The sequence below is a fragment of the Rossellomorea sp. SC111 genome (assembly GCF_024733565.1).
Taxonomy (GTDB): domain Bacteria; phylum Bacillota; class Bacilli; order Bacillales; family Bacillaceae_B; genus Rossellomorea.
In genome coordinates this window covers 309,255-328,374 of sequence record NZ_JANIOC010000001.1, presented here as the reverse complement: position 1 = coordinate 328,374, position 19,120 = coordinate 309,255, and the positions used below count along the sequence as shown (strand labels likewise).

At 44.2% G+C, this 19,120-nt stretch carries 21 protein-coding genes; 19 read left to right on the top strand and 2 right to left on the bottom strand.

The genetic code is table 11. The annotated features are described in order from the left end of the window. The first annotated feature begins 22 nt into the window (after positions 1-22). The 3 genes from gcvT to gcvPB are packed head-to-tail and all read left to right on the top strand — an operon-like array spanning position 23 to position 3,948. Entirely contained in the window at positions 23-1,129 is a 1,107-nt protein-coding gene (gcvT, locus tag NQ095_RS01755) for a glycine cleavage system aminomethyltransferase GcvT (RefSeq protein WP_258261787.1), read from the top strand. A gap of 16 nt (positions 1,130-1,145) precedes the next feature. Beyond that, positions 1,146-2,492 (top strand): aminomethyl-transferring glycine dehydrogenase subunit GcvPA, encoded by a 1,347-nt coding sequence (gcvPA, locus tag NQ095_RS01750; protein ID WP_258261786.1) that lies wholly within the window; start codon positions 1,146-1,148, stop codon positions 2,490-2,492. Then, positions 2,485-3,948: an aminomethyl-transferring glycine dehydrogenase subunit GcvPB gene (gene gcvPB, locus NQ095_RS01745; RefSeq protein WP_258261785.1), complete on the top strand. Its 1,464-nt coding sequence runs from the start codon at positions 2,485-2,487 to the stop codon at positions 3,946-3,948. The genes gcvPA and gcvPB overlap by 8 nt, the downstream gene beginning before the upstream one ends. Before the next feature lie 182 nt (positions 3,949-4,130). On the opposite strand, the gene NQ095_RS01740 is transcribed toward gcvPB, so the two are convergent. Beyond that, complete coding sequence (locus NQ095_RS01740) at positions 4,131-4,514, bottom strand: rhodanese-like domain-containing protein (protein ID WP_034757979.1); 384 nt, start codon at positions 4,512-4,514, stop codon at positions 4,131-4,133. A gap of 210 nt (positions 4,515-4,724) precedes the next feature. On the opposite strand from NQ095_RS01740, the gene NQ095_RS01735 reads away from it, so the two are divergent. The 3 genes from NQ095_RS01735 to NQ095_RS01725 all read left to right on the top strand — a co-directional run bounded on the left by NQ095_RS01735 (position 4,725) and on the right by NQ095_RS01725 (position 9,473). Further along, a complete protein-coding gene (locus tag NQ095_RS01735; protein WP_258261784.1) occupies positions 4,725-5,561 on the top strand; it encodes a lipoate--protein ligase family protein in 837 nt (278 codons plus the stop codon). A gap of 348 nt (positions 5,562-5,909) precedes the next feature. Beyond that, entirely contained in the window at positions 5,910-8,480 is a 2,571-nt protein-coding gene (locus NQ095_RS01730) for a vitamin B12-dependent ribonucleotide reductase (protein ID WP_258261783.1), read from the top strand. Between the two features lie 111 nt (positions 8,481-8,591). After that, positions 8,592-9,473: a patatin-like phospholipase family protein gene (locus NQ095_RS01725; RefSeq protein ID WP_258261782.1), complete on the top strand. Its 882-nt coding sequence runs from the start codon at positions 8,592-8,594 to the stop codon at positions 9,471-9,473. Between the two features lie 16 nt (positions 9,474-9,489). Here NQ095_RS01725 and NQ095_RS01720 read toward each other — a convergent pair whose 3' ends face one another. Beyond that, the gene (locus tag NQ095_RS01720) at positions 9,490-9,852 is read right to left on the bottom strand and encodes an SA1362 family protein (protein ID WP_258261781.1); all 363 of its coding nucleotides are present in this window, start codon (positions 9,850-9,852) and stop codon (positions 9,490-9,492) included. 308 nt (positions 9,853-10,160) lie between these two features. Here NQ095_RS01720 and NQ095_RS01715 point away from each other — a divergent pair, with 308 nt between their 5' ends. The 13 genes from NQ095_RS01715 (at position 10,161) to accB (ending at position 19,115) form a co-directional block, all read left to right on the top strand. Then, entirely contained in the window at positions 10,161-10,730 is a 570-nt protein-coding gene (locus NQ095_RS01715) for a YqhR family membrane protein (RefSeq protein WP_258261780.1), read from the top strand. Between the two features lie 98 nt (positions 10,731-10,828). Further along, on the top strand, positions 10,829-11,287 hold the full coding sequence (gene aroQ, locus NQ095_RS01710; protein ID WP_258261779.1) for a type II 3-dehydroquinate dehydratase: 459 nt from the start codon (positions 10,829-10,831) through the stop codon (positions 11,285-11,287). Continuing rightward, a complete protein-coding gene (locus NQ095_RS01705) occupies positions 11,274-12,341 on the top strand; it encodes a M24 family metallopeptidase (RefSeq protein WP_258261778.1) in 1,068 nt (355 codons plus the stop codon). The genes aroQ and NQ095_RS01705 overlap by 14 nt, the downstream gene beginning before the upstream one ends. 38 nt (positions 12,342-12,379) lie before the next feature. Beyond that, positions 12,380-12,937, top strand: a complete 558-nt coding sequence (gene efp / locus NQ095_RS01700) for an elongation factor P (protein WP_060672204.1) — start codon at positions 12,380-12,382, stop codon at positions 12,935-12,937. 225 nt (positions 12,938-13,162) lie between these two features. After that, the gene (spoIIIAA, locus tag NQ095_RS01695; RefSeq protein WP_258261777.1) at positions 13,163-14,086 is read left to right on the top strand and encodes a stage III sporulation protein AA; all 924 of its coding nucleotides are present in this window, start codon (positions 13,163-13,165) and stop codon (positions 14,084-14,086) included. After that, a complete protein-coding gene (gene spoIIIAB / locus NQ095_RS01690) occupies positions 14,087-14,602 on the top strand; it encodes a stage III sporulation protein SpoIIIAB (protein ID WP_258261776.1) in 516 nt (171 codons plus the stop codon). A 49-nt stretch (positions 14,603-14,651) separates the two neighbouring features. After that, complete coding sequence (gene spoIIIAC, locus NQ095_RS01685; RefSeq protein ID WP_034758004.1) at positions 14,652-14,858, top strand: stage III sporulation protein AC; 207 nt, start codon at positions 14,652-14,654, stop codon at positions 14,856-14,858. A 13-nt stretch (positions 14,859-14,871) separates the two neighbouring features. Then, a complete protein-coding gene (gene spoIIIAD, locus NQ095_RS01680) occupies positions 14,872-15,264 on the top strand; it encodes a stage III sporulation protein AD (protein ID WP_258261847.1) in 393 nt (130 codons plus the stop codon). Positions 15,265-15,288: 24 nt separating this feature from the next. Then, the gene (gene spoIIIAE / locus NQ095_RS01675; RefSeq protein ID WP_258261775.1) at positions 15,289-16,488 is read left to right on the top strand and encodes a stage III sporulation protein AE; all 1,200 of its coding nucleotides are present in this window, start codon (positions 15,289-15,291) and stop codon (positions 16,486-16,488) included. Between the two features lie 12 nt (positions 16,489-16,500). Next, positions 16,501-17,130 carry a stage III sporulation protein AF gene (gene spoIIIAF / locus NQ095_RS01670; RefSeq protein WP_258261774.1) on the top strand — a complete coding sequence of 210 codons (630 nt, stop codon included), beginning with the start codon at positions 16,501-16,503 and terminating at the stop codon, positions 17,128-17,130. Beyond that, positions 17,120-17,773 (top strand): stage III sporulation protein AG, encoded by a 654-nt coding sequence (spoIIIAG, locus tag NQ095_RS01665; RefSeq protein ID WP_258261773.1) that lies wholly within the window; start codon positions 17,120-17,122, stop codon positions 17,771-17,773. Before spoIIIAF ends, spoIIIAG begins: the two co-directional genes overlap by 11 nt. Before the next feature lie 14 nt (positions 17,774-17,787). After that, complete coding sequence (locus NQ095_RS01660) at positions 17,788-18,342, top strand: SpoIIIAH-like family protein (RefSeq protein ID WP_258261772.1); 555 nt, start codon at positions 17,788-17,790, stop codon at positions 18,340-18,342. A 269-nt stretch (positions 18,343-18,611) separates the two neighbouring features. Next, the gene (accB, locus tag NQ095_RS01655) at positions 18,612-19,115 is read left to right on the top strand and encodes an acetyl-CoA carboxylase biotin carboxyl carrier protein (RefSeq protein ID WP_258261771.1); all 504 of its coding nucleotides are present in this window, start codon (positions 18,612-18,614) and stop codon (positions 19,113-19,115) included. Positions 19,116-19,120: the final 5 nt, after the last annotated feature.

Below are 19,120 nucleotides of genomic sequence, written 5' to 3'. Positions count from 1 at the left end.
GGAATTTAAAGGGGGAAAAGTCATGTCAGAGTTAAAACAAACACCTTTATACGAAGTGTACAAAGAGTATGGAGGAAAGACCATCGACTTCGGTGGCTGGGCTTTACCAGTGCAATTCTCAAGCATTAAAGAAGAACATGAAGCGGTACGAACCCGGGCAGGGCTATTCGATGTTTCTCATATGGGAGAAATTGAAGTGAAGGGTGAAGGGGCTTTAGACTACTTACAGAAAATGATGACAAACGATGTCTCCAAAGTACAAGACGGAGGCGCACAGTATACGGCTATGTGCTACGAAAACGGTGGGACGGTCGATGATTTACTTGTATATAAAATAAAAGACAATGATTACTTGCTTGTTGTAAATGCAGCAAATATAGATAAAGATTTTCAGTGGTTGAAAGAACATGAAACAGGTGGCGTTGAAATCAACAATATCTCAGAACATATGGCGCAATTGGCACTTCAAGGTCCACTTGCTGAAGAAGTACTGCAAAAGATCACCAATGAACATACATTGAGCGATATCGGATTTTTTAAATTCCAGACTGAAGTGAATATAAATGGCAAACATGCACTCGTTTCCCGTACCGGCTATACAGGTGAAGATGGGTTTGAAATCTATTGTGCGGCAGGGGATGCAGCGGCGATCTGGAAGAAGATCCTTGCAGAAGGTAAAGAGCAGGGAGTCCTTCCGTGCGGACTGGGTGCACGCGATACTTTACGTTTCGAAGCGAATCTTGCACTTTATGGGCAAGAATTGTCTCAATCCATCACGCCGATTGAAGCAGGAATCGGGTTCGCTGTAAAAGTGAATAAAGAAGTTCCATTTATCGGTCAGGAAGTGCTGAAACACCAAAAAGAAGAAGGTGCCAATCGAAAAATCGTCGGGATTGAAATGATTGATCGCGGCATTCCGCGTCATGGTTATAAAGTATTTTCCGGAGAAGAAGAAATAGGTGAAGTCACCACGGGTACACAATCTCCAACGTTAAAGAAAAATGTAGGACTCGCCCTCTTGAATAAAAAGTTTACTGCTTTGGATACAGAAGTACTGGTGGAAATCAGAGGGAAAAAGTTAAATGCAAAAGTGGTAGCAACACCTTTTTATAAAAGACCAAAGAAATAGGGGAGGAATGACGGTCATGAAGCATCGTTATTTACCGATGACAGAGCAAGATCAAAGGGAAATGTTAGAACAAATAGGAGTAGACAGCGTTAACGATCTATTTGAAGATATTCCTGAACAGGTTCGTTTCAAAGGGGATTACAAAATCAAAGAAGCGAAGTCAGAAACGGAATTGGTAAAAGAACTCACAAAAATGGCAGCGAAGAATGCTGATTTAAAAAGTCATACATCCTTTTTAGGGGCTGGAGTATATGACCACTATATGCCGATCATCGTGGACCATGTATTATCACGTTCAGAGTTTTATACAGCGTATACACCATACCAACCTGAAATCTCCCAAGGAGAGCTTCAAGCCATTTTTGAATTTCAAACGATGATTTGTGAGCTGACAGGCATGGATGTAGCCAACTCTTCCATGTACGATGGAGGAACGGCTCTTGCAGAGGCGGCTATGCTGAGTGCAGGTCAGACCCGTCGGAAAAAGGTCCTGGTTTCAAACACAGTGCATCCTGAATCACGTGATGTCCTCAGGTCATATGCTAAAGGTCAATACATCGAAGTGGTAGAAATACCGCACAATGATGGTGTAACGGACGTGGAAGAACTCAAGAAGTTAATGAGCTCTGATATTGCAGCGGTCATCGTTCAATATCCTAATTTCTTCGGCCGGGTGGAAGAGCTGAAAGCGATCGAAGAAGTGGCACATGCCGAAAAAGCAATGTTTGTCGTTTCGTCCAATCCTCTTGCCCTTGGAGCGCTTACACCTCCTGGACAATTAGGTGCCGATATTGTCATTGGTGATGCCCAACCATTTGGTATACCAAGTGCTTTTGGCGGACCTCACTGTGGATACTTTGCCGTGAATAAGAAGCTTATGCGTAAAGTGCCAGGCCGTTTGGTCGGTCAAACCGTCGACGAAGACGGTATCCGCGGGTTCGTGTTGACCCTGCAAGCCCGTGAGCAGCATATCCGTCGTGACAAAGCGACATCGAATATCTGTTCCAATCAGGCATTGAATGCACTCGCTGCGTCCGTCGCGATGACGGCACTCGGAAAACAGGGCGTCAAAGAAATGGCCATTCAAAATATCCAAAAAGCTCATTACGCCAAAGAAGCCTTGAAAGCGAAAGGATTCTCCGTCGCGTTTGAAGGACCATCGTTCAATGAGTTTGTCATAAAAGTAGATATGCCGGTCAAAGAAATCAATCACAAGCTACTTGAAAAAGACATGATTGGTGGATATGACCTTGGACTTATGGATGATAGCTTAACGCAGCATATGCTCGTGGCTGTCACCGAACTTCGCAGCAAAGATGAAATCGACGCATTCGCAGCAGAATTGGGGGATTGTCATGAATAAGCAAGATCAACCTCTTATTTTTGAATTATCAAAAGAAGGCAGAATTGGTTACAGCTTACCTGAAATGGATGTACCTCAGGTAGATTTATCCGAGCTCATTCCATCCAGTTACATCCGCACAGAAGCACCGGAGCTCCCGGAGGTCTCGGAACTCGATATCATGCGCCATTATACGGCCTTATCCAAACGTAATCACGGTGTGGACTCTGGTTTCTATCCACTTGGGTCCTGTACGATGAAGTACAATCCTAAAGTGAACGAAAACGTTGCACGCTTGAATGGATTCGCCCATATCAACCCGCTACAGGAAGCAGAAAGTGTTCAAGGTGCACTTGAACTGATGTATGACCTGCAGGAGCATTTGAAAGAAATCACCGGAATGGATGAAGTCACCCTTCAACCTGCTGCAGGGGCACATGGCGAATGGACCGGGCTTATGATGATCCGCGCTTATCATGAAGCGAACGGTGATACGCACCGTACGAAGGTCATCGTACCCGATTCAGCTCATGGAACGAACCCTGCCAGTGCAACGGTTGCCGGCTTTGAAACGGTTACGGTGAAGTCAAACGAAAATGGTCTCGTCGATTTAGAAGACTTGAAGCGTGTAGTCGGGGACGATACGGCTGCGCTGATGCTGACAAACCCGAACACCCTTGGTTTATTCGAAGAGAACATCTTGGAAATGGCTTCCATCATCCATGAAGCTGGCGGAAAGCTGTATTATGACGGTGCCAACCTGAATGCGGTCCTGTCAAAAGCAAGGCCGGGGGATATGGGATTTGACGTCGTGCATTTAAATCTCCATAAGACCTTCACAGGCCCTCATGGAGGCGGTGGCCCTGGAAGCGGTCCTGTCGGTGTGAAGGAAGACTTGATTAAATATCTTCCTAAACCGGTTCTTGTGAAAAATGGTGACATTTTCGAATTCGATTACAACAGACCTGATTCCATCGGCCGGGTAAAACCTTACTACGGAAACTTTGGAATTAATGTCCGTGCGTATACGTACATCAGGACGATGGGGCCGGACGGTCTTAGAGCCGTGACGGAAAACGCGGTCCTGAATGCCAATTACATGATGCGCCGACTGGCTCCACATTTTGACCTTCCTTACGATCGTCATTGTAAGCATGAATTCGTCATCAGCGGGAAACGTCAGAAGAAGCTGGGCGTACGTACATTGGATATAGCGAAGCGACTACTGGACTTCGGATATCATCCACCAACGATCTACTTCCCATTAAACGTGGAAGAGTGCATGATGATTGAACCGACGGAAACAGAGTCCAAAGAAACCCTCGATTCCTTCATTGATGCCATGATCCAAATTGCCAAAGAAGCAGAAGAAACACCGGAAATCGTCCAGGAAGCCCCTCACACAACCATCGTGAAGCGTATGGATGAAACATTGGCAGCAAGAAAACCGGTGCTGCGTTATACAAAAGAGAGCTAAACATCTTTTAAATCCAAAGCCCTGCAGGAAAATCTCTGCAGGGCTTTTAGTTGAGGGACGGACCTTCAATAAGTGGTGCTTGTCATAGGGAATCCGGCCGAAACAGAATGATAATCCAGCCGGAAAATCAAAAATTCCAGCCCATCAAAAAAGGACCGCACCAAGGCGATCCCTCTACATTATTATTTTTTATGCTTTACTTTCCCTGTCCACTTTTTGAATCCGCCCTGTAGCTGGTGAAGATTGCGGTAGCCTTTTTTGTGTAGCATTTGAGCTGCTCTTCCGCTGCGGAGTCCGCTTTGGCAATAAAGGTATACAGGTTGATCCGAGCGGATTTCCTTTTGTCTCATTTTAATCTGTGACAATGGGATATTCCGTGCACCGAGGACGTGACCGTTTTCAAATTCATTCGCTTCACGAACATCTATCAATTGAGCTTTACGATATCCCGCTCGAAATTCTTCCTCATTCAATGTATTCACGATTCTCTTTTGATAGAAGAACGTAAAAAGTGAATAGATGATGATTCCACCAAGTACGACTAAAAGAATATATAATCCTTCCATCATTCATGCTCCTTTCTACAAATGCACTACCTTCTATTATATTCATGAAGTGCGTAAGAATCAAAACAAATTTATTATTTTATAGCAAACACTTTCCAATCTGTTTTTCTTTGTTTTTTCGCTTGGGTTTGATAGACTAGTAACGGACTTGAATGAAGATGAACTTTTACATAACAATATTAAATAGAAGACGTAAATGAGGTATGCTGCATGAAAAAGGAAACGTGGAGATTCATTGACTCCGGGAATTGTTCTCCCTCTTATAATATGGCCCTTGATGAGGCATTGCTTGATTGGCACAGTGAAGGGAAGATTCCTCCTACGATCCGGTTTTACGGGTGGGACCCAGCGACACTTTCCATTGGTTATTTTCAAAAAGTTGAAAAGGAAATCGATCTTGACGCCGTTAAAGAACATGGGCTAGGTTTTGTGAGACGGCCGACGGGAGGCAGAGGGGTCCTCCATGAACATGAATTGACCTACAGCGTCATCGTTTCAGAAGAACACCCTGAAATGCCGAAGACCGTCACAGAAGCGTACCGTGTCATTTCCGAAGGGATCCTGAAGGGATTTCAAGGTCTTGGTCTAGAAGCCTACTTTGCTGTACCGAGAACGGCTGAAGAACGGGAAGGATTAAAAAATCCTCGTTCAGCGGTTTGCTTTGATGCACCGAGCTGGTATGAGCTTGTCGTTGAAGGAAGAAAAGTGGCAGGAAGCGCTCAGACCAGGCAAAAAGGTGTCATCCTTCAGCACGGATCGATTCTTTTAGATCTTGACGAGGATAAACTGTTCAGCTTGTTCAAATACCCCTCCGACAGGGTGAAAGAGCGTATGCAGCGGGCATTTAAAAGCAAGGCAGTTGCGATGAATGAAATCAGTTCAGTACCGGTCACGATGGATATGGCGAAGAAAGCATTCAAAAAAGGATTTGAGGAAGGATTGAACATCCATCTTGAGCCTTATGAGCTGTCTGGAGAGGAAACACAATATGTTGTGGATCTTGCCGAATCCCGATACGAATCTGATGAGTGGAACTTTAAACGTTAAAAATTTTTTGTAGAAAAAAAGCGATGCTTGTCGCTTTTTTCCTATTTTACCAACGATTGCGGTGCTTTATGTTATATCAAGTTCTAAATTAATAGAAATGGATGGATTAATATATGATTTTCTATTCTTTTCTCCCGTTTTCTATTTTTATTGGCATATTAACCGTTTGACAAACAAATGACCTATTGACCTGAAACACAATATATGGTGTGTCGAATAATTTTTCGTACACAATATGTTGTGTTTATTTATTGCTTTTCCAGAATGGCTATGATATCTTAATATTTGATATAAAACATCAGCGAATAAACAGAAACTGAAACATTTGAGATAGAAGGAGTTGTCTTTATGACTGTTGCGTCGAAAAACACGATGAAATTAAACACCGAAAGATTAAATAAGGATATTGGATTGTTTCCTCAGGTACATCCCATAACCCCGGATATGAATACTACACACAAAGGGGTATCCCGTCTTGTCATGATCGATCGCTATTCGTTCAAAGACACTGAAAAGATCACCCTTTCCGAAGGGGATTTCGTGGTCCTCACCATCAAGGAAGATCCAAAGTTCCCTGCAAGGGGATTGGGTTACATCTCAAGCATCGATTGGGAAACGAAAAAAGCATCTGTCTGGATCGAAGAAGAGTACAGAAGTGCCATCGACAAACCGGAGGAAATGGAGACCGGGATTGTCTCGAGGACACTCGATGTCATTGAAAAACCACTTGAAGTCTACTATGAACAAATTGCGAAGCGTAACGCAACAGGCTTGGCGGATGTGGAAGAAACTCCTGAAAAGAGACAGGTTTGGTTTGAAAAATTCTATCATGAATTAGTGAACCTGCATTTTGTACCTGCAGGACGCGTGCTTTACGGAGCGGGGGCAGGCACGGATGTAACATACTTCAACTGTTATGTGATGCCTTTCGTACAGGATTCCCGCGAAGGCATTTCAGAACACCGCAAGCAGGTGATGGAGATCATGAGCCGCGGCGGTGGAGTCGGAACGAACGGATCTACGCTTCGTCCACGGAATACTTTAGCGAAAGGTGTCAATGGTAAATCATCAGGTTCCGTTTCCTGGCTGGATGATATTGCGAAATTGACTCACTTAGTTGAGCAGGGCGGATCAAGACGTGGGGCACAAATGATCATGCTTTCAGATTGGCATCCCGATATTATTGAATTCATTATTTCTAAAATGCAGAACCCGCGTATCCTGCGTTATCTTCTTGAAAATACAGAAGATGAAACCATTAAAAAGGCAGCTCAGGAGAAGCTGAAGTTCACCCCTCTTACAGAGCAAGAGGAAGCGATGTATCAAGGAATCCTGAACTACAGACAGATCCCCGGTTATGGTGGATTTGATGCGAAGATCCTTAAGAATGCAGAAGAAAAACTGCGCACAGGCGGGACGTACAGCGTCCATAATTCAGAATTCCTTACAGGCGCGAACATCTCCGTCTGCCTGACAAGCGACTTTATGGAAGCCGTTGAAAACGATCGTGAGTATGAGCTTCGCTTCCCTGATGTGGAAAGCTATAATGAAGAGCAAATGAAATACTATAATGAAGAATGGCACAACGTAGGGGATGTGCGTGAGTGGGAAAAGCTCGGCTACAAAGTGCGTACCTACCGTAAGATCAAGGCGAAAGAGCTTTGGAACCTGATCAATGTGTGTGCAACGTACTCTGCTGAGCCTGGGATCTTCTTCATCGATAACGCAAATGATATGACGAATGCGAAAGCATATGGGCAGAAGGTAGTCGCTACGAACCCATGCGGTGAGCAGCCCCTTGCACCGTATTCGGTGTGTAACCTGGCAGCTGTCAATCTTGCCCGATTTGCGGACAAAGAGGCGAAAACCGTTGATTTTGAAAAATTGAAGCAGACAGTTGAAGTTGGTGTACGCATGCAGGACAATGTCATCGACGCGACACCATACTTCCTTGATGAAAATAAGAAGGAGGCACTCGGTGAGCGACGCGTTGGCCTTGGCGTAATGGGTCTTGCCGACTTATTGATCTACTGCGAAAAAGAATACGGTTCTGAAGAAGGCAATAAGCTTGTGGATGAAGTATTTGAAGTTATCGCGACAACCGCTTATCGTGCTTCTGTTGAATTATCAAAGGAAAAAGGAAGCTTCCCATTCCTGACTGGAAGCACCGATGAAGAAACGAAGGCACTGCGTAAGGCATTCGTGGAAACTGGCTTTATGAAGAAAATGCCAGATGACGTACGTCATGACATCGAAGAGTACGGTATCCGGAATTCCCATCTGCTCACGGTTGCCCCAACAGGTTCTACGGGTACGATGGTCGGGGTCTCGACGGGTCTTGAGCCTTATTTCTCCTTCACTTATTACAGAAGCGGACGCCTCGGTAAATTCATTGAAGTAAAGGCTGATATTGTAGAGGATTACTTGAAGAGAAATCCCGAAGCGGATGCAGACAATCTTCCGGAATGGTTTGTTTCTTCCATGAGCCTGGCTCCACAAGCACATGCCGACGTTCAATGCGTCATCCAGAACTGGATCGACAGCTCCATTTCGAAAACCGTTAATGCCCCTCGTGGTTATACGGTAGAACAAGTAGAAAAAGTATATGAACGACTTTATAAAGGTGGAGCAAAAGGTGGTACCGTGTATGTGGACGGAAGCCGTGATTCTCAGGTGCTCACCCTTAAAGCGGAAGAAAACAGCTTTGATGATGAGAATGAAGAGGAACAACATGATATTCCGACAGCTAAAAAGCCGATCGTATTACTGGATACGATCCAGGACGTACGTTCAACGGACGTTACCATAGGTTCTGAAGTGGGGAATACGTGCCCGGTCTGCCGTAAAGGTACGGTGAAAGATATGGGTGGCTGCAATACTTGTACAAACTGCGGCGCTCAGCTGAAGTGTGGACTATAATCATTGAAATGAGCAGGGGGGGGGACTGGTTCCCCTCCTGTTTTTTTTTAGTCTAAAATCCTTCCAGGTGAATTAAAGATGTAGTAATACACTTAAGAAGGAGTGGAGCCTTTGGACATAGATGGCGTATTTTCTGGTGGAGGTATAAAGGGGCTCGCCATGATTGGGGCATACCAGGCGATTGAAGAGAAAGGCTATACATTCAAGAGGCTGGCAGGAACCAGTGCAGGGGCTGTGATCGCTGCATTTATTGCTGCCGGATACTCAAGCCGTGAATTATTCAAAATAATGGACGATGTTGATTTGAAAAATCTGTTGGATTCAAACGCAGTCATTTCCCTGCCGATCCTCAAGTGGTTTCGGATTTACTATCGTTTGGGATTATATAAAGGAGTGGCACTTGAAAGCTGGGTTGAAGAAAAGCTGAAAGCGAGGGGGATTTATACGTTTGCAGATCTGCCCCCTCGATCCCTCCGTGTCATTGCATCGGATTTATCAAATGGAAGGCTGCTTGTCCTCCCTGATGACCTCGAGAAGTATGGAATAGCGAAAGAAACCTTTCCTGTCGCCCGGGCGATAAGGATGAGTGCGAGCCTTCCTTATTTCTTTGAACCAGTTAAATTACGTTCACTGGAAGGAATCAGTTTTATGGTGGACGGGGGGGTGCTCAGTAATTTCCCCATGTGGCTCTTTGACAGGGATAATGTGAAGAAGGTACGACCGGTACTCGGAGTGAAGCTTAGTCATGACTTGATAAGTAAGCCGAAAAAACCGATCAAAAATGCCATTGATTTATATGCAGCCCTCTTTACGACTATGAAAGACGCTCATGATTCAAGATATATTTCCAGGAAACTTGAAAAGAACATTATCTTTATTCCGACAGAAGGGGTACTCACCACCGAATTCGAACTGACGCCGGAAAGGAAGATTGAACTTGTTCAATACGGGAAAGCAAAGGCCGCTGCCTTTTTGCAAACATGGCCCCATTAAAAAAACAATCGAGCTCCTAAAACGAAGCTCGATTGTTTTTTTTATTCTTTTTTCCTTCAATTACGGTTAGTTTGGCATTGGATTTCTTTCGTATCGAACGTTTTTTTGAAACATTCGAAACTTGAGGCTTACTTGTAGACTTCTTCTTATGCCGCTTCTTTGATTGCTTGGCTGCTTTAACAAACGCTCTCTGTTCATTGCTATTTCCAGTCCGTCTTCCGCTGAACCATCTTTTGTAAACGAAATAGATGATCCCGATGACGGCTGCTGTAATCAGCAATTGCCTTGCAAGACCTAAAGGATTTCCGAACAGGGAAGTTCCGAGCCCGATCATCGCCAACAATATAAGGGTGAAAACAAAGATATTACGAGCGTTCAACAAAGCCACCTCCTTACATCACTATCCATCTTAAATATTATCTATATTATTATTCTAGACCATTTCGGTCTTCTTTAACCGTATAAATTGTTTTTTTATAAGGGAATGAATGTGACAAACCCGCTTCTTTTTTCTGGAATTTTAAAAGATATCATCTATTTTACTAAATATTGAAGAAAATCACTAGAGGGAGCGTCTCCTGAATGTTATTTCTCTCCGATTCTTGTACCTGTTCAATGAAATAAAAATAAACAATTCCATGCAAATGTTTCATCCTATGGGACATACTACGAATGGAGGTGTTACAGATGGCAGAACAGAAAGGGCAACATGAGAAGATTCAGGACGGGACGGAAGAGAGTAAGGAAAATCCACAGTTGGAACAGAATCAAAGTGAAAAACCGCTGTCCTTCATGGCCATGGTCGTCGTCACGGGCTTTACTGCCGGGATGTTATGGAGCGCGATTGCATACATTTGCTACTTCTTTTCCTTTACGAAAATTGAACCCAATATCATATTCGAACCTTGGGCAGTCGGAAACTGGGTGGACAAATGGATCGGAATCGTTCTATCGATCGTGGCTTATGGTGTCATATCGATCGGTGTGGCTCTCATATATTATGGCCTGTTACGAAAATTCAAATCCATGTGGGTTGGTGCAGCGTATGGGATCCTTCTATACCTGGCATTTTTCCTGGTTCTGAATCCACTTTTCCCAAGCATAAAATCCTTTACAGCCATTGACTATCACACATTGATCACGACGTTCTGTTTGTATATTCTTTACGGTGTTTTTATAGGTTACTCGATTTCATATGAAGAAAATGAATTAAGGCATCAGGATGAAAAGGAAAAATCGGGGGAAGTTTCTCACTAAATAAGAAATGCTATTTATCAGACAATTAAGTAGGTATAGGTAAAAGGTTTATGTTAGAATGTTCATGATGAACATTCTATTTTTTTAGGAGTTTACATATGGTGAAAATCTTACTGTTAAATGGCCCCAATTTAAACCGATTAGGGAAACGGGAGCCTGCTATTTACGGTCACGTCACATTGGCTCAACTGGAAGCAACCTTGAAAAGGAAGGCAGAAGAGGACGGTTTTGATTTGCTTGCCGCTCAATCGAATCATGAAGGGGAATTGATTGACATCATCCACAGGTCTGAAGATGAAGGATATGGGGGGATCATTCTGAACCCCGGTGCGTTCACGCATTACAGCTATGCGTTAAGAGATGCAGTGGCGTCTGTATCCGTTCCGGTTGTGGAAGTGCATATATCGAATATTCATGCGCGGGAAGAGTTCAGGCATCAGTCTGTCGTGGCAGCTGAGACGATGGGGCAGATTGTCGGATTCGGCCTGTTTGGTTACGAGTTGGCCCTCAAAGCCATTATAAAGAACATTAAGGGAGTGGAACATGATGAAAATTGAACGATTACGTGAAACCTTTTCAGAGAATGAACTTGACGGTATTTTATTGACGAGTACGTATAATCGCCGCTATATGACGAACTTTACGGGTTCTTCAGGAGTGGTGTTGATTTCAAGGGAGAAGGCATTATTCATCACCGATTTCAGATACATAGAACAAGCGACGGAACAGGCGGCTGATTATGAAATCGTGCAGCATACCGGTCCGATTCATGAAGAAGTGGCGAAACAGGTGAAGAACCTTGGTATCACGAAACTTGGTTTCGAAAAGAACGATATGACGTACAGTGCATTCGAAAGCTACCGGGATAGAGTGGAAGCTGAAATGGTGCCCGTATCCGGTTTAGTGGAAAAGTTACGCTTGATTAAGACACCTGAAGAGCTTAATATAATTAAGGATGCGGCGGATATTGCCGATGCAGCATTTAAGCATATATTAGATTTCATCAAACCGGGTGTGACAGAGTTAGAGGTTTCAAATGAATTAGAGTTCTTCATGAGAAAAGCAGGAGCGACGTCATCCTCTTTTGATATCATCGTTGCCTCAGGTAATCGTTCTGCCCTTCCTCACGGGGTGGCCAGTGATAAAGTCATCGAAAAGGGTGATTTTGTAACCCTGGATTATGGTGCATACTATAAAGGATATTGCTCCGATATGACACGTACTTTATCTGTAGGGGAACCGACAGAGAAATTAAAAGAGATCTATGATGTCGTCCTTCAATCACAGCTTCTGGCCATGGAAAAAATCAAGCCGGGCATGACTGGGAAAGAAGCGGATGCAATCGCTCGTGATTACATAACAGAAAAAGGTTATGGAGAGTATTTCGGACATTCACTGGGGCACGGGATTGGTCTTGAAGTACATGAAGGACCGGGATTGTCCTCACGTTCCGACGTGGTGCTTAAGCCCGGGATGATCGTAACGGTCGAACCTGGTGTCTATGTACCTGGAGTCGGCGGCGTACGTATCGAAGATGATACACTCATAACGGAAGATTCCAATGAAACACTGACACACTCAACAAAAGATCTAATCATTCTACCATTTTAGTCCTGACAAAGGCCTACTAGACTATAGGAGGAATAAACATGATTTCAGTAAATGATTTTCGCACAGGTTTAACCGTTGAAGTCGATAACGGAATTTGGCGGGTAATCGATTTCCAACACGTTAAACCGGGTAAGGGAGCCGCGTTCGTCCGCTCTAAACTTCGTAACCTACGTACAGGAGCCATCCAGGAAAAAACGTTCCGTGCCGGTGAAAAAGTAGGAAAAGCACAGATCGACAACAGAAAAATGCAGTACCTGTATGCAAATGGTGACATGCATGTATTCATGGATAACGAAAGCTACGATCAAATTGAACTTCCTGCTTCTTCCATCGAATATGAATTGAAATATTTAAAAGAAAACATGGAAGTATCCATCATGATGTACGGAGCCGAGACGCTTGGAGTCGAGCTTCCAAACTCTGTTGAATTAAAAGTGACGGAAACAGAACCGGGAATCAAAGGCGACACGGCTTCCGGTGGATCCAAGCCTGCTACTGTTGAAACAGGTTTAGTGGTGAACGTTCCATTCTTCGTGAACGAAGGGGACACACTCATCATTAATACAACGGATGGATCTTACGTATCACGTGGATAATGAATAAATATGAAGAGCCTGAACGGGATGAATCCCGTTCAGGCTTTTTTTGTCTCTCCCCGTTCCCCTCCGCTTCAATTCACAACTCCCAAAGGCCGCTACCTCAAATCTTCCAACTCTACTGTCATAATCTCCATTCGCTAGAATACATTGTATTATCGGGAAGCATGGACGAAGGGTTCATATCGTTCAACCCTGAGTGGAACAAGATTAGGAGGTTTCTATATGCAAGAAGTTCTAGCCTTTCTACCCAGCACTATAACTGACAAAGTCCTTTCCCTTCCACAAGACCTGATTGACCGGATAGAAGAAATAAGGGTTCGTACCAGACGTGTATTAGAGGTGACGGCGGGGGGAAAGCCATACTTTCTTTCCTATACTGTGACAGAAGAAGATAGTGAACAGCTCATTAACAAATTATCCCGCCATTCATTTTATACATTGGAAGAAGAGTTGAAACGTGGCTATATCACGATCGAAGGCGGGCATCGGGTGGGGCTTGCCGGGAAGGTGATACTTGAGGGCGGAGTTGTGAAGGGAATTCGCAATCTCTCTTCTTTTAACATCCGGATTGCCAGGGAAAAGCTTGGCATAGCTCAGTCCATCTTTCCATATGTGTATCATGATGGCTGGAAGCATACGATGCTGATCGGTTCCCCTCAGACCGGCAAAACGACTCTGCTACGGGATCTGGCCAGGATGATTTCGACTGGAGTCCCTGAAAGAAATATTCCTCCATTCAAAGTGGGAATCGTCGATGAACGATCCGAGATCGCCGGCTGCGTGAACGGCATCCCTCAGCTGATGTTCGGGCCGAGGGTGGACGTGCTGGATGCCTGTCCAAAGGCTGAAGGCATGATGATGCTGATTCGTTCCATGAGTCCGGATGTCCTGGTCGTCGATGAAATCGGACGGGTGGAGGACGGTCAAGCGATTCAGGAAGCCGTGAATGCCGGTATCACCCTTATCATGACGACGCATGGGTCTTCTTTAAGCGAAGTAAGAAAGAGGCCAGTGATCAAGGATATTGTGAATCTACAGACGATTGAACGATTCGTGGAACTGAGGAGGGGGGATGAACCGGGTAAGGTCCATGAAGTGTGGGACGAACACGGACAATCTCTTCTGAAAAAAGTGAGTGTGACATAAATGATAAAACTTGTTGGCGCTGTATTTATTCTCCTTTCCACTTCCTGGGCAGGGTTCGAAGCTTCAAAATATTTAACGGAAAGGCCAAGGCAGCTTCGGTTGTTGAAGGTAGCACTTCAGTCATTGGAAGCAGAAATCACCTACAGTCATACCCCTTTGCATGAAGCGACCAGGAAGATTTCCAAACAGCTGCAAAAGCCTGTTTCCTGGTTTTTTGAGACCTTCTCGAAGAAATTGACAGAGCAGGAGATATCAGTGAAAAAAGCATGGGAAGATAGCCTGAATGATGTCTGGAAATTAACCGCATTTAAAGCGGGAGAGTATGAAATCCTTAAGCAATTCGGAGAAAACCTTGGCAGACACGACATGATGACTCAGCAAAAACATATCCAACTTGCTCTCAAACATTTGGATAGGGAAGAAATAGAAGCCGTTGAAAAACAGAAGAAATATGAAAAAATGACGAAAAGTTTAGGATTTCTATCAGGACTTTTGTTGATCATCCTACTGCTCTGACTTGGAACCAGCATAAGGATGAGGCTTAGAAACCAGGAGGGAAACAAACATGGGAATTGACGTGGATATAATTTTCAAGATTGCCGGAGTAGGGATCGTCGTCGCCTTTTTGCATACGATTTTAGACCAGGTTGGGAAGAAGGAATATGCCCAATGGGTGACGTTATTCGGATTCATCTACATCTTGTTCATGGTGGCTTCGATTGTCGATGATTTGTTCCAGAAGATAAAATCGGTCTTCTTGTATCAAGGATAAGGGGGCGTCCGCGATTGAAATCATCCAAATAGTAGGTATTGCACTGGTTGCGACTTTCCTTGCTTTAATCGTAAAAGAGCAAAAACCTAATTTTGCCTTCCTGCTCATAGTATTTACAGGATGTACGATTTTTTTATTCCTTATTGATCAAATTTATTCCATCATCCATATGATTGAGAAATTGGCAGCAAACGCACACGTGAACATGGTGTATGTGGAAACAATCCTTAAAATCATCGGCATCGCTTACATAGCGGAATTCGCTTCACATATTACGAAAGATGCCGGTCAGGGGGCACTGGCAGCGAAAGTGGAGCTTGCCGGAAAGATATTAATATTGGCAATGGCTGTTCCCATTCTGACAGTCATCATTGAAACGATCATCAATATGATTCCGACTGGATAAGTGAAACGTTAAGAGGTGGAATGAATGTTGCAATTATATCGGATACTCGTCACAGCACTCGTTATCTTTTTCGTCGCATCCTCAAGTGGACAAGCAGAAGAAGGAGATGAACAGAACCCTCCCGACACAACGATTCAGCAGGAGATGATTGATGCGCAGCTGGACCGGTTAGGCGTTGAAGAATTGACGGGATACTGGAATAGTATCGTGGATCAATACGGCGGCTATCTTCCCGAAAGCCAAAAAGGCAGTTTGATCGATTTCATGAAAGGCGAGAAAGAGTTCTCATTCAAGGCATGGTTCAGCGGAATCTTCAAATTTGCCTTTCAGGAGCTTGTGATGAATGGGAAGTTATTGGGAACCCTGATCATGCTCACGATCTTCAGCATGTTTCTCCAGTCCCTGCAAAATGCTTTCGAAGGTGGAAGCGTCAGCAAGGTGGCTTACAGCATCATTTTCATGGTGTTGATCATCATCGCCCTGAATAGTTTTCATGTGGCAATCGACTACACCAGGGATGCCATCTCCACCATGGTTCATTTCATCATCGCCCTTATCCCGCTGCTGCTTGCCCTCATTGCCGCTTCAGGAGGTGTGGTTTCGGCAGCTTTCTTTCATCCCGTCATCATTTTCCTGATGAATACAAGCGGTTTACTCATTCAAAATGTCGTGCTGCCCCTGTTATTCCTATCCGCCCTTCTGAGCATTGTAAGCACCCTTTCCAGTCATTATAAAGTGACTCAGTTGGCTCAGCTATTGAGAACTTGGAGCATCGGTCTGTTAGGGGCGTTCATGACGGTCTTTCTTGGGGTGATATCCGTACAGGGTGCGACTGCTGCCGTCACGGACGGCATAACGATCCGCACAGCGAAATTTGTGACAGGCAACTTTGTCCCGGTCATCGGGAGGATGTTCACGGATGCAACGGATACAGTGATCAGCGCATCGGTCCTATTGAAAAATACGGTGGGGATAGCAGGTGTAGCCATCGTATTGATCATTGCAGCCTTTCCGGCCATCAAGATCTTGATGATTGCATTTATATACAAATTGGCTGCCGCTCTCCTTCAACCTCTCGGGGGAGGACCGGTGATTGAATGCCTGGATACGATCGCAAAGAGTGTGATTTATGTCTTTGCGGCCCTGGCCATCGTGTCCTTTATGTTTTTCTTAAGTCTTACCGTCATCATTGCAGCGGGAAATATTACGATGATGATGCGATAAGGAGGACCCGTCATGTCATTTCTAACCGATTGGATTACAAATATCATTATCTTTGTTCTCTTAGCCACCGTCATTGACATGCTGCTCCCAAGCTCCAACATGCAGAAATATGCCAAAATCGTGACCGGCTTATTATTGATCACCATCATCCTCACACCACTCTTTAAATTGATGTCCACGGATTTTGATGAGGTGATGAATTCCATCGATTTAAATGGACCTTCTCAGAATAAATCGATGGAAAATGAAATAGAAATGAAGAAAAAAGAAATACAAGCCTCACAACGTGCATATATTTTAGAACAGATGGCTGTCCAAATGAAACAACTAGCAGAAAAGGAGATGATGGATGAGCACGGCAAAGTCATTGAGAAGGTGACCATACAAGCTGATGACGTAGAGAATCTACCAGACAGTATTACAGAAGTGTCAGTGATTGTGAAAGAAAAGGAAAGTGAAAAAGAAAGCACCATTGAAACAGTCCAAAACGTGGAGATCGATACGGGATCTGAAGCGAGAAAGAAAACATCCGACGAAGATACGTCCCAACTTGCCTCCTTACTAGCCGAGCAATGGAATCTATCACAAGACAAAATAATCATTACAGTTGAAGGGGGGACTGGGGAAGCGAATGAACTTTAATAAAGGTCCGCTGAATATGTTGAAGGAATGGTTATCAAAGGAAGACGCGAACTCTCCACCCAGTGGGAAAAAAGGCAAAAGGCTGCATTATTTTCTCATAGTGCTCCTCGTAGGAGTGGCATTCATGCTGATCAGCGATCTGTGGAGCGGAGATAAAGGGCTTGAGGTTGCGAAGCAGGTGGATGGAGGAACCCCTGAAGAGGTGGCGACATTCGGATCCGGTCAAAAGGAGTCGGATGGCTCCATGAGGGGGTATGAAGATCAATACGAGAATCAGTTGAAAGAAGCCCTTGATCAAATCGTAGGGGTCAGCGATGTATATGTCGTGGTCAATGTGGAGGCAACGGAATCAAAAGTGTATGAGAAGAATGAATCGACAAAAATACAATCCACTGATGAAGCAGATAAAGAAGGTGGAAAGCGGTCGATTGAAGATAAGTCCCGGGAAGAAGAAATCGTCATTGTGAACAACGGTGATAAGGAAGTTCCCATTGTGAAAGAAACAAAAAAACCTAAAGTCACCGGTGTCCTTGTAGTAGCAAAGGGAGCCGATAACATACAAATCAAAAAATGGATTATAGAGGCCGTCACCCGTGCCCTTGACGTTCCAAGTCACCGGGTATCGGTCCTGCCCAAACAATAAGGGGGAAATGATAGATGTTACTTAAAAAACAAACGGTTTGGTTATTAACGATGTTGAGTCTTGTGATCGTCCTTTCGGTTTACTACATTACCTCACCAACACAACAAGCGACAGATATGGCTTATCAAGAGAAGGATGGGAAAGAGCAGGCAAAGGGTGGAGATAAAGAGACAATGTCAGGCAATGGCATGGAAGTCGTGACCGATGCCGCTGGAAACGAAATGTTCGAAGCATTGCGTATTGAAGTGACAGACCAGCGTGATCAGCTCCGAGAAGAGTTGGAAGCAAAGGTTGCAAATGCGGATGTGTCAGCGGAAGAAAAGAGTGCAGCCTATGAGCAAATGGAAAACCTTCGTGAGTTAGCCATGACGGAATCGGTCCTGGAAACGATGATTAAAACAATGGGTTATGACGATGCCCTTGTCAGAGCGAACGGAGAGAACATCCGGATCACAGTGAAATCAGACAAAGAGCACTCTAAAGCGGATGCGAATGAAATCATCCGACTGGTCATGAGTGAAGTGGGACAAATGAAGCCCGTAGCAGTGGAATTCCAGCCTGCAAACTAAACGATAGGACCAGGAGCCGCCTAAAGGAGAACCTTTAGGCGGCTTATTTATGTTTGGACAAGGAAATGTCCCTTAAAGTCCCTTTTTATCACAAAAATGAAAAATCCTTTTCTATTATTTTATTTTTCACCGAAAAAGGTCTAGAATAGAGGTAGAGTTGTATGCGCTTAACAGGATGGTAGGAATCGCATATTGAATTTATACGTGGTATTATCGTATGATGTTAGTAGCTAGTCATAATTTTTTAAACTATAAGAGGGGTGTCAACAGTGTTGAAAATTCAAGAAATTCGCGAAATAATCAAACTCGTAGATCAATCCAGTGTTGAAGAGTTTACATACGAGCATGATGGTTCAAAGATTAACTTAAAGAAAAATATTGGTGTAACGGTTTCTGCCCAACCGGCGGTACAAGCAGTGGAAGAAGTGAAACCGGCAGCCCAGGCGGTACAGCAGGCACCAGTGCAGGATGCTGCCCCTTCTGCAAAAGCAGAAGATAAGGAAGCTCCTCAAGCACAAGTCGAGGATTCCAACTTACATAAAATCACGTCTCCGATGGTTGGGACGTTCTACCAATCTTCTTCCCCTGAATCAGGTCCATATGTAAAAGTAGGAGATAAAGTCGATGAAAGCTCAGTCGTATGCATTGTAGAAGCGATGAAACTATTTAATGAAATCGAAGCCGAAGCAAAAGGTGAAATCGTAGAAATTTTAGTAAAAGACGGTCAATTAGTGGAATATGGTCAGCCGTTATTCTTGGTTAAACCTGAATAAGGAGC

Coding starts and splice junctions, on each gene's coding strand:
- spoIIIAA (WP_258261777.1), top strand. CDS start 13,163: ATGCAAGAAGTTCTAGCCTTTCTACCCAGCACTATAACTGACAAAGTC.
- gcvPB (WP_258261785.1), top strand. CDS start 2,485: ATGAATAAGCAAGATCAACCTCTTATTTTTGAATTATCAAAAGAAGGC.
- NQ095_RS01730 (WP_258261783.1), top strand. CDS start 5,910: ATGACTGTTGCGTCGAAAAACACGATGAAATTAAACACCGAAAGATTA.
- spoIIIAF (WP_258261774.1), top strand. CDS start 16,501: ATGTCATTTCTAACCGATTGGATTACAAATATCATTATCTTTGTTCTC.
- NQ095_RS01705 (WP_258261778.1), top strand. CDS start 11,274: ATGATGAAAATTGAACGATTACGTGAAACCTTTTCAGAGAATGAACTT.
- NQ095_RS01715 (WP_258261780.1), top strand. CDS start 10,161: ATGGCAGAACAGAAAGGGCAACATGAGAAGATTCAGGACGGGACGGAA.
- efp (WP_060672204.1), top strand. CDS start 12,380: ATGATTTCAGTAAATGATTTTCGCACAGGTTTAACCGTTGAAGTCGAT.
- NQ095_RS01660 (WP_258261772.1), top strand. CDS start 17,788: ATGTTACTTAAAAAACAAACGGTTTGGTTATTAACGATGTTGAGTCTT.
- gcvPA (WP_258261786.1), top strand. CDS start 1,146: ATGAAGCATCGTTATTTACCGATGACAGAGCAAGATCAAAGGGAAATG.
- NQ095_RS01740 (WP_034757979.1), bottom strand. CDS start 4,514: ATGGAAGGATTATATATTCTTTTAGTCGTACTTGGTGGAATCATCATC.
- gcvT (WP_258261787.1), top strand. CDS start 23: ATGTCAGAGTTAAAACAAACACCTTTATACGAAGTGTACAAAGAGTAT.
- NQ095_RS01735 (WP_258261784.1), top strand. CDS start 4,725: ATGAAAAAGGAAACGTGGAGATTCATTGACTCCGGGAATTGTTCTCCC.
- spoIIIAC (WP_034758004.1), top strand. CDS start 14,652: ATGGGAATTGACGTGGATATAATTTTCAAGATTGCCGGAGTAGGGATC.
- aroQ (WP_258261779.1), top strand. CDS start 10,829: ATGGTGAAAATCTTACTGTTAAATGGCCCCAATTTAAACCGATTAGGG.
- spoIIIAB (WP_258261776.1), top strand. CDS start 14,087: ATGATAAAACTTGTTGGCGCTGTATTTATTCTCCTTTCCACTTCCTGG.
- spoIIIAG (WP_258261773.1), top strand. CDS start 17,120: ATGAACTTTAATAAAGGTCCGCTGAATATGTTGAAGGAATGGTTATCA.
- spoIIIAE (WP_258261775.1), top strand. CDS start 15,289: ATGTTGCAATTATATCGGATACTCGTCACAGCACTCGTTATCTTTTTC.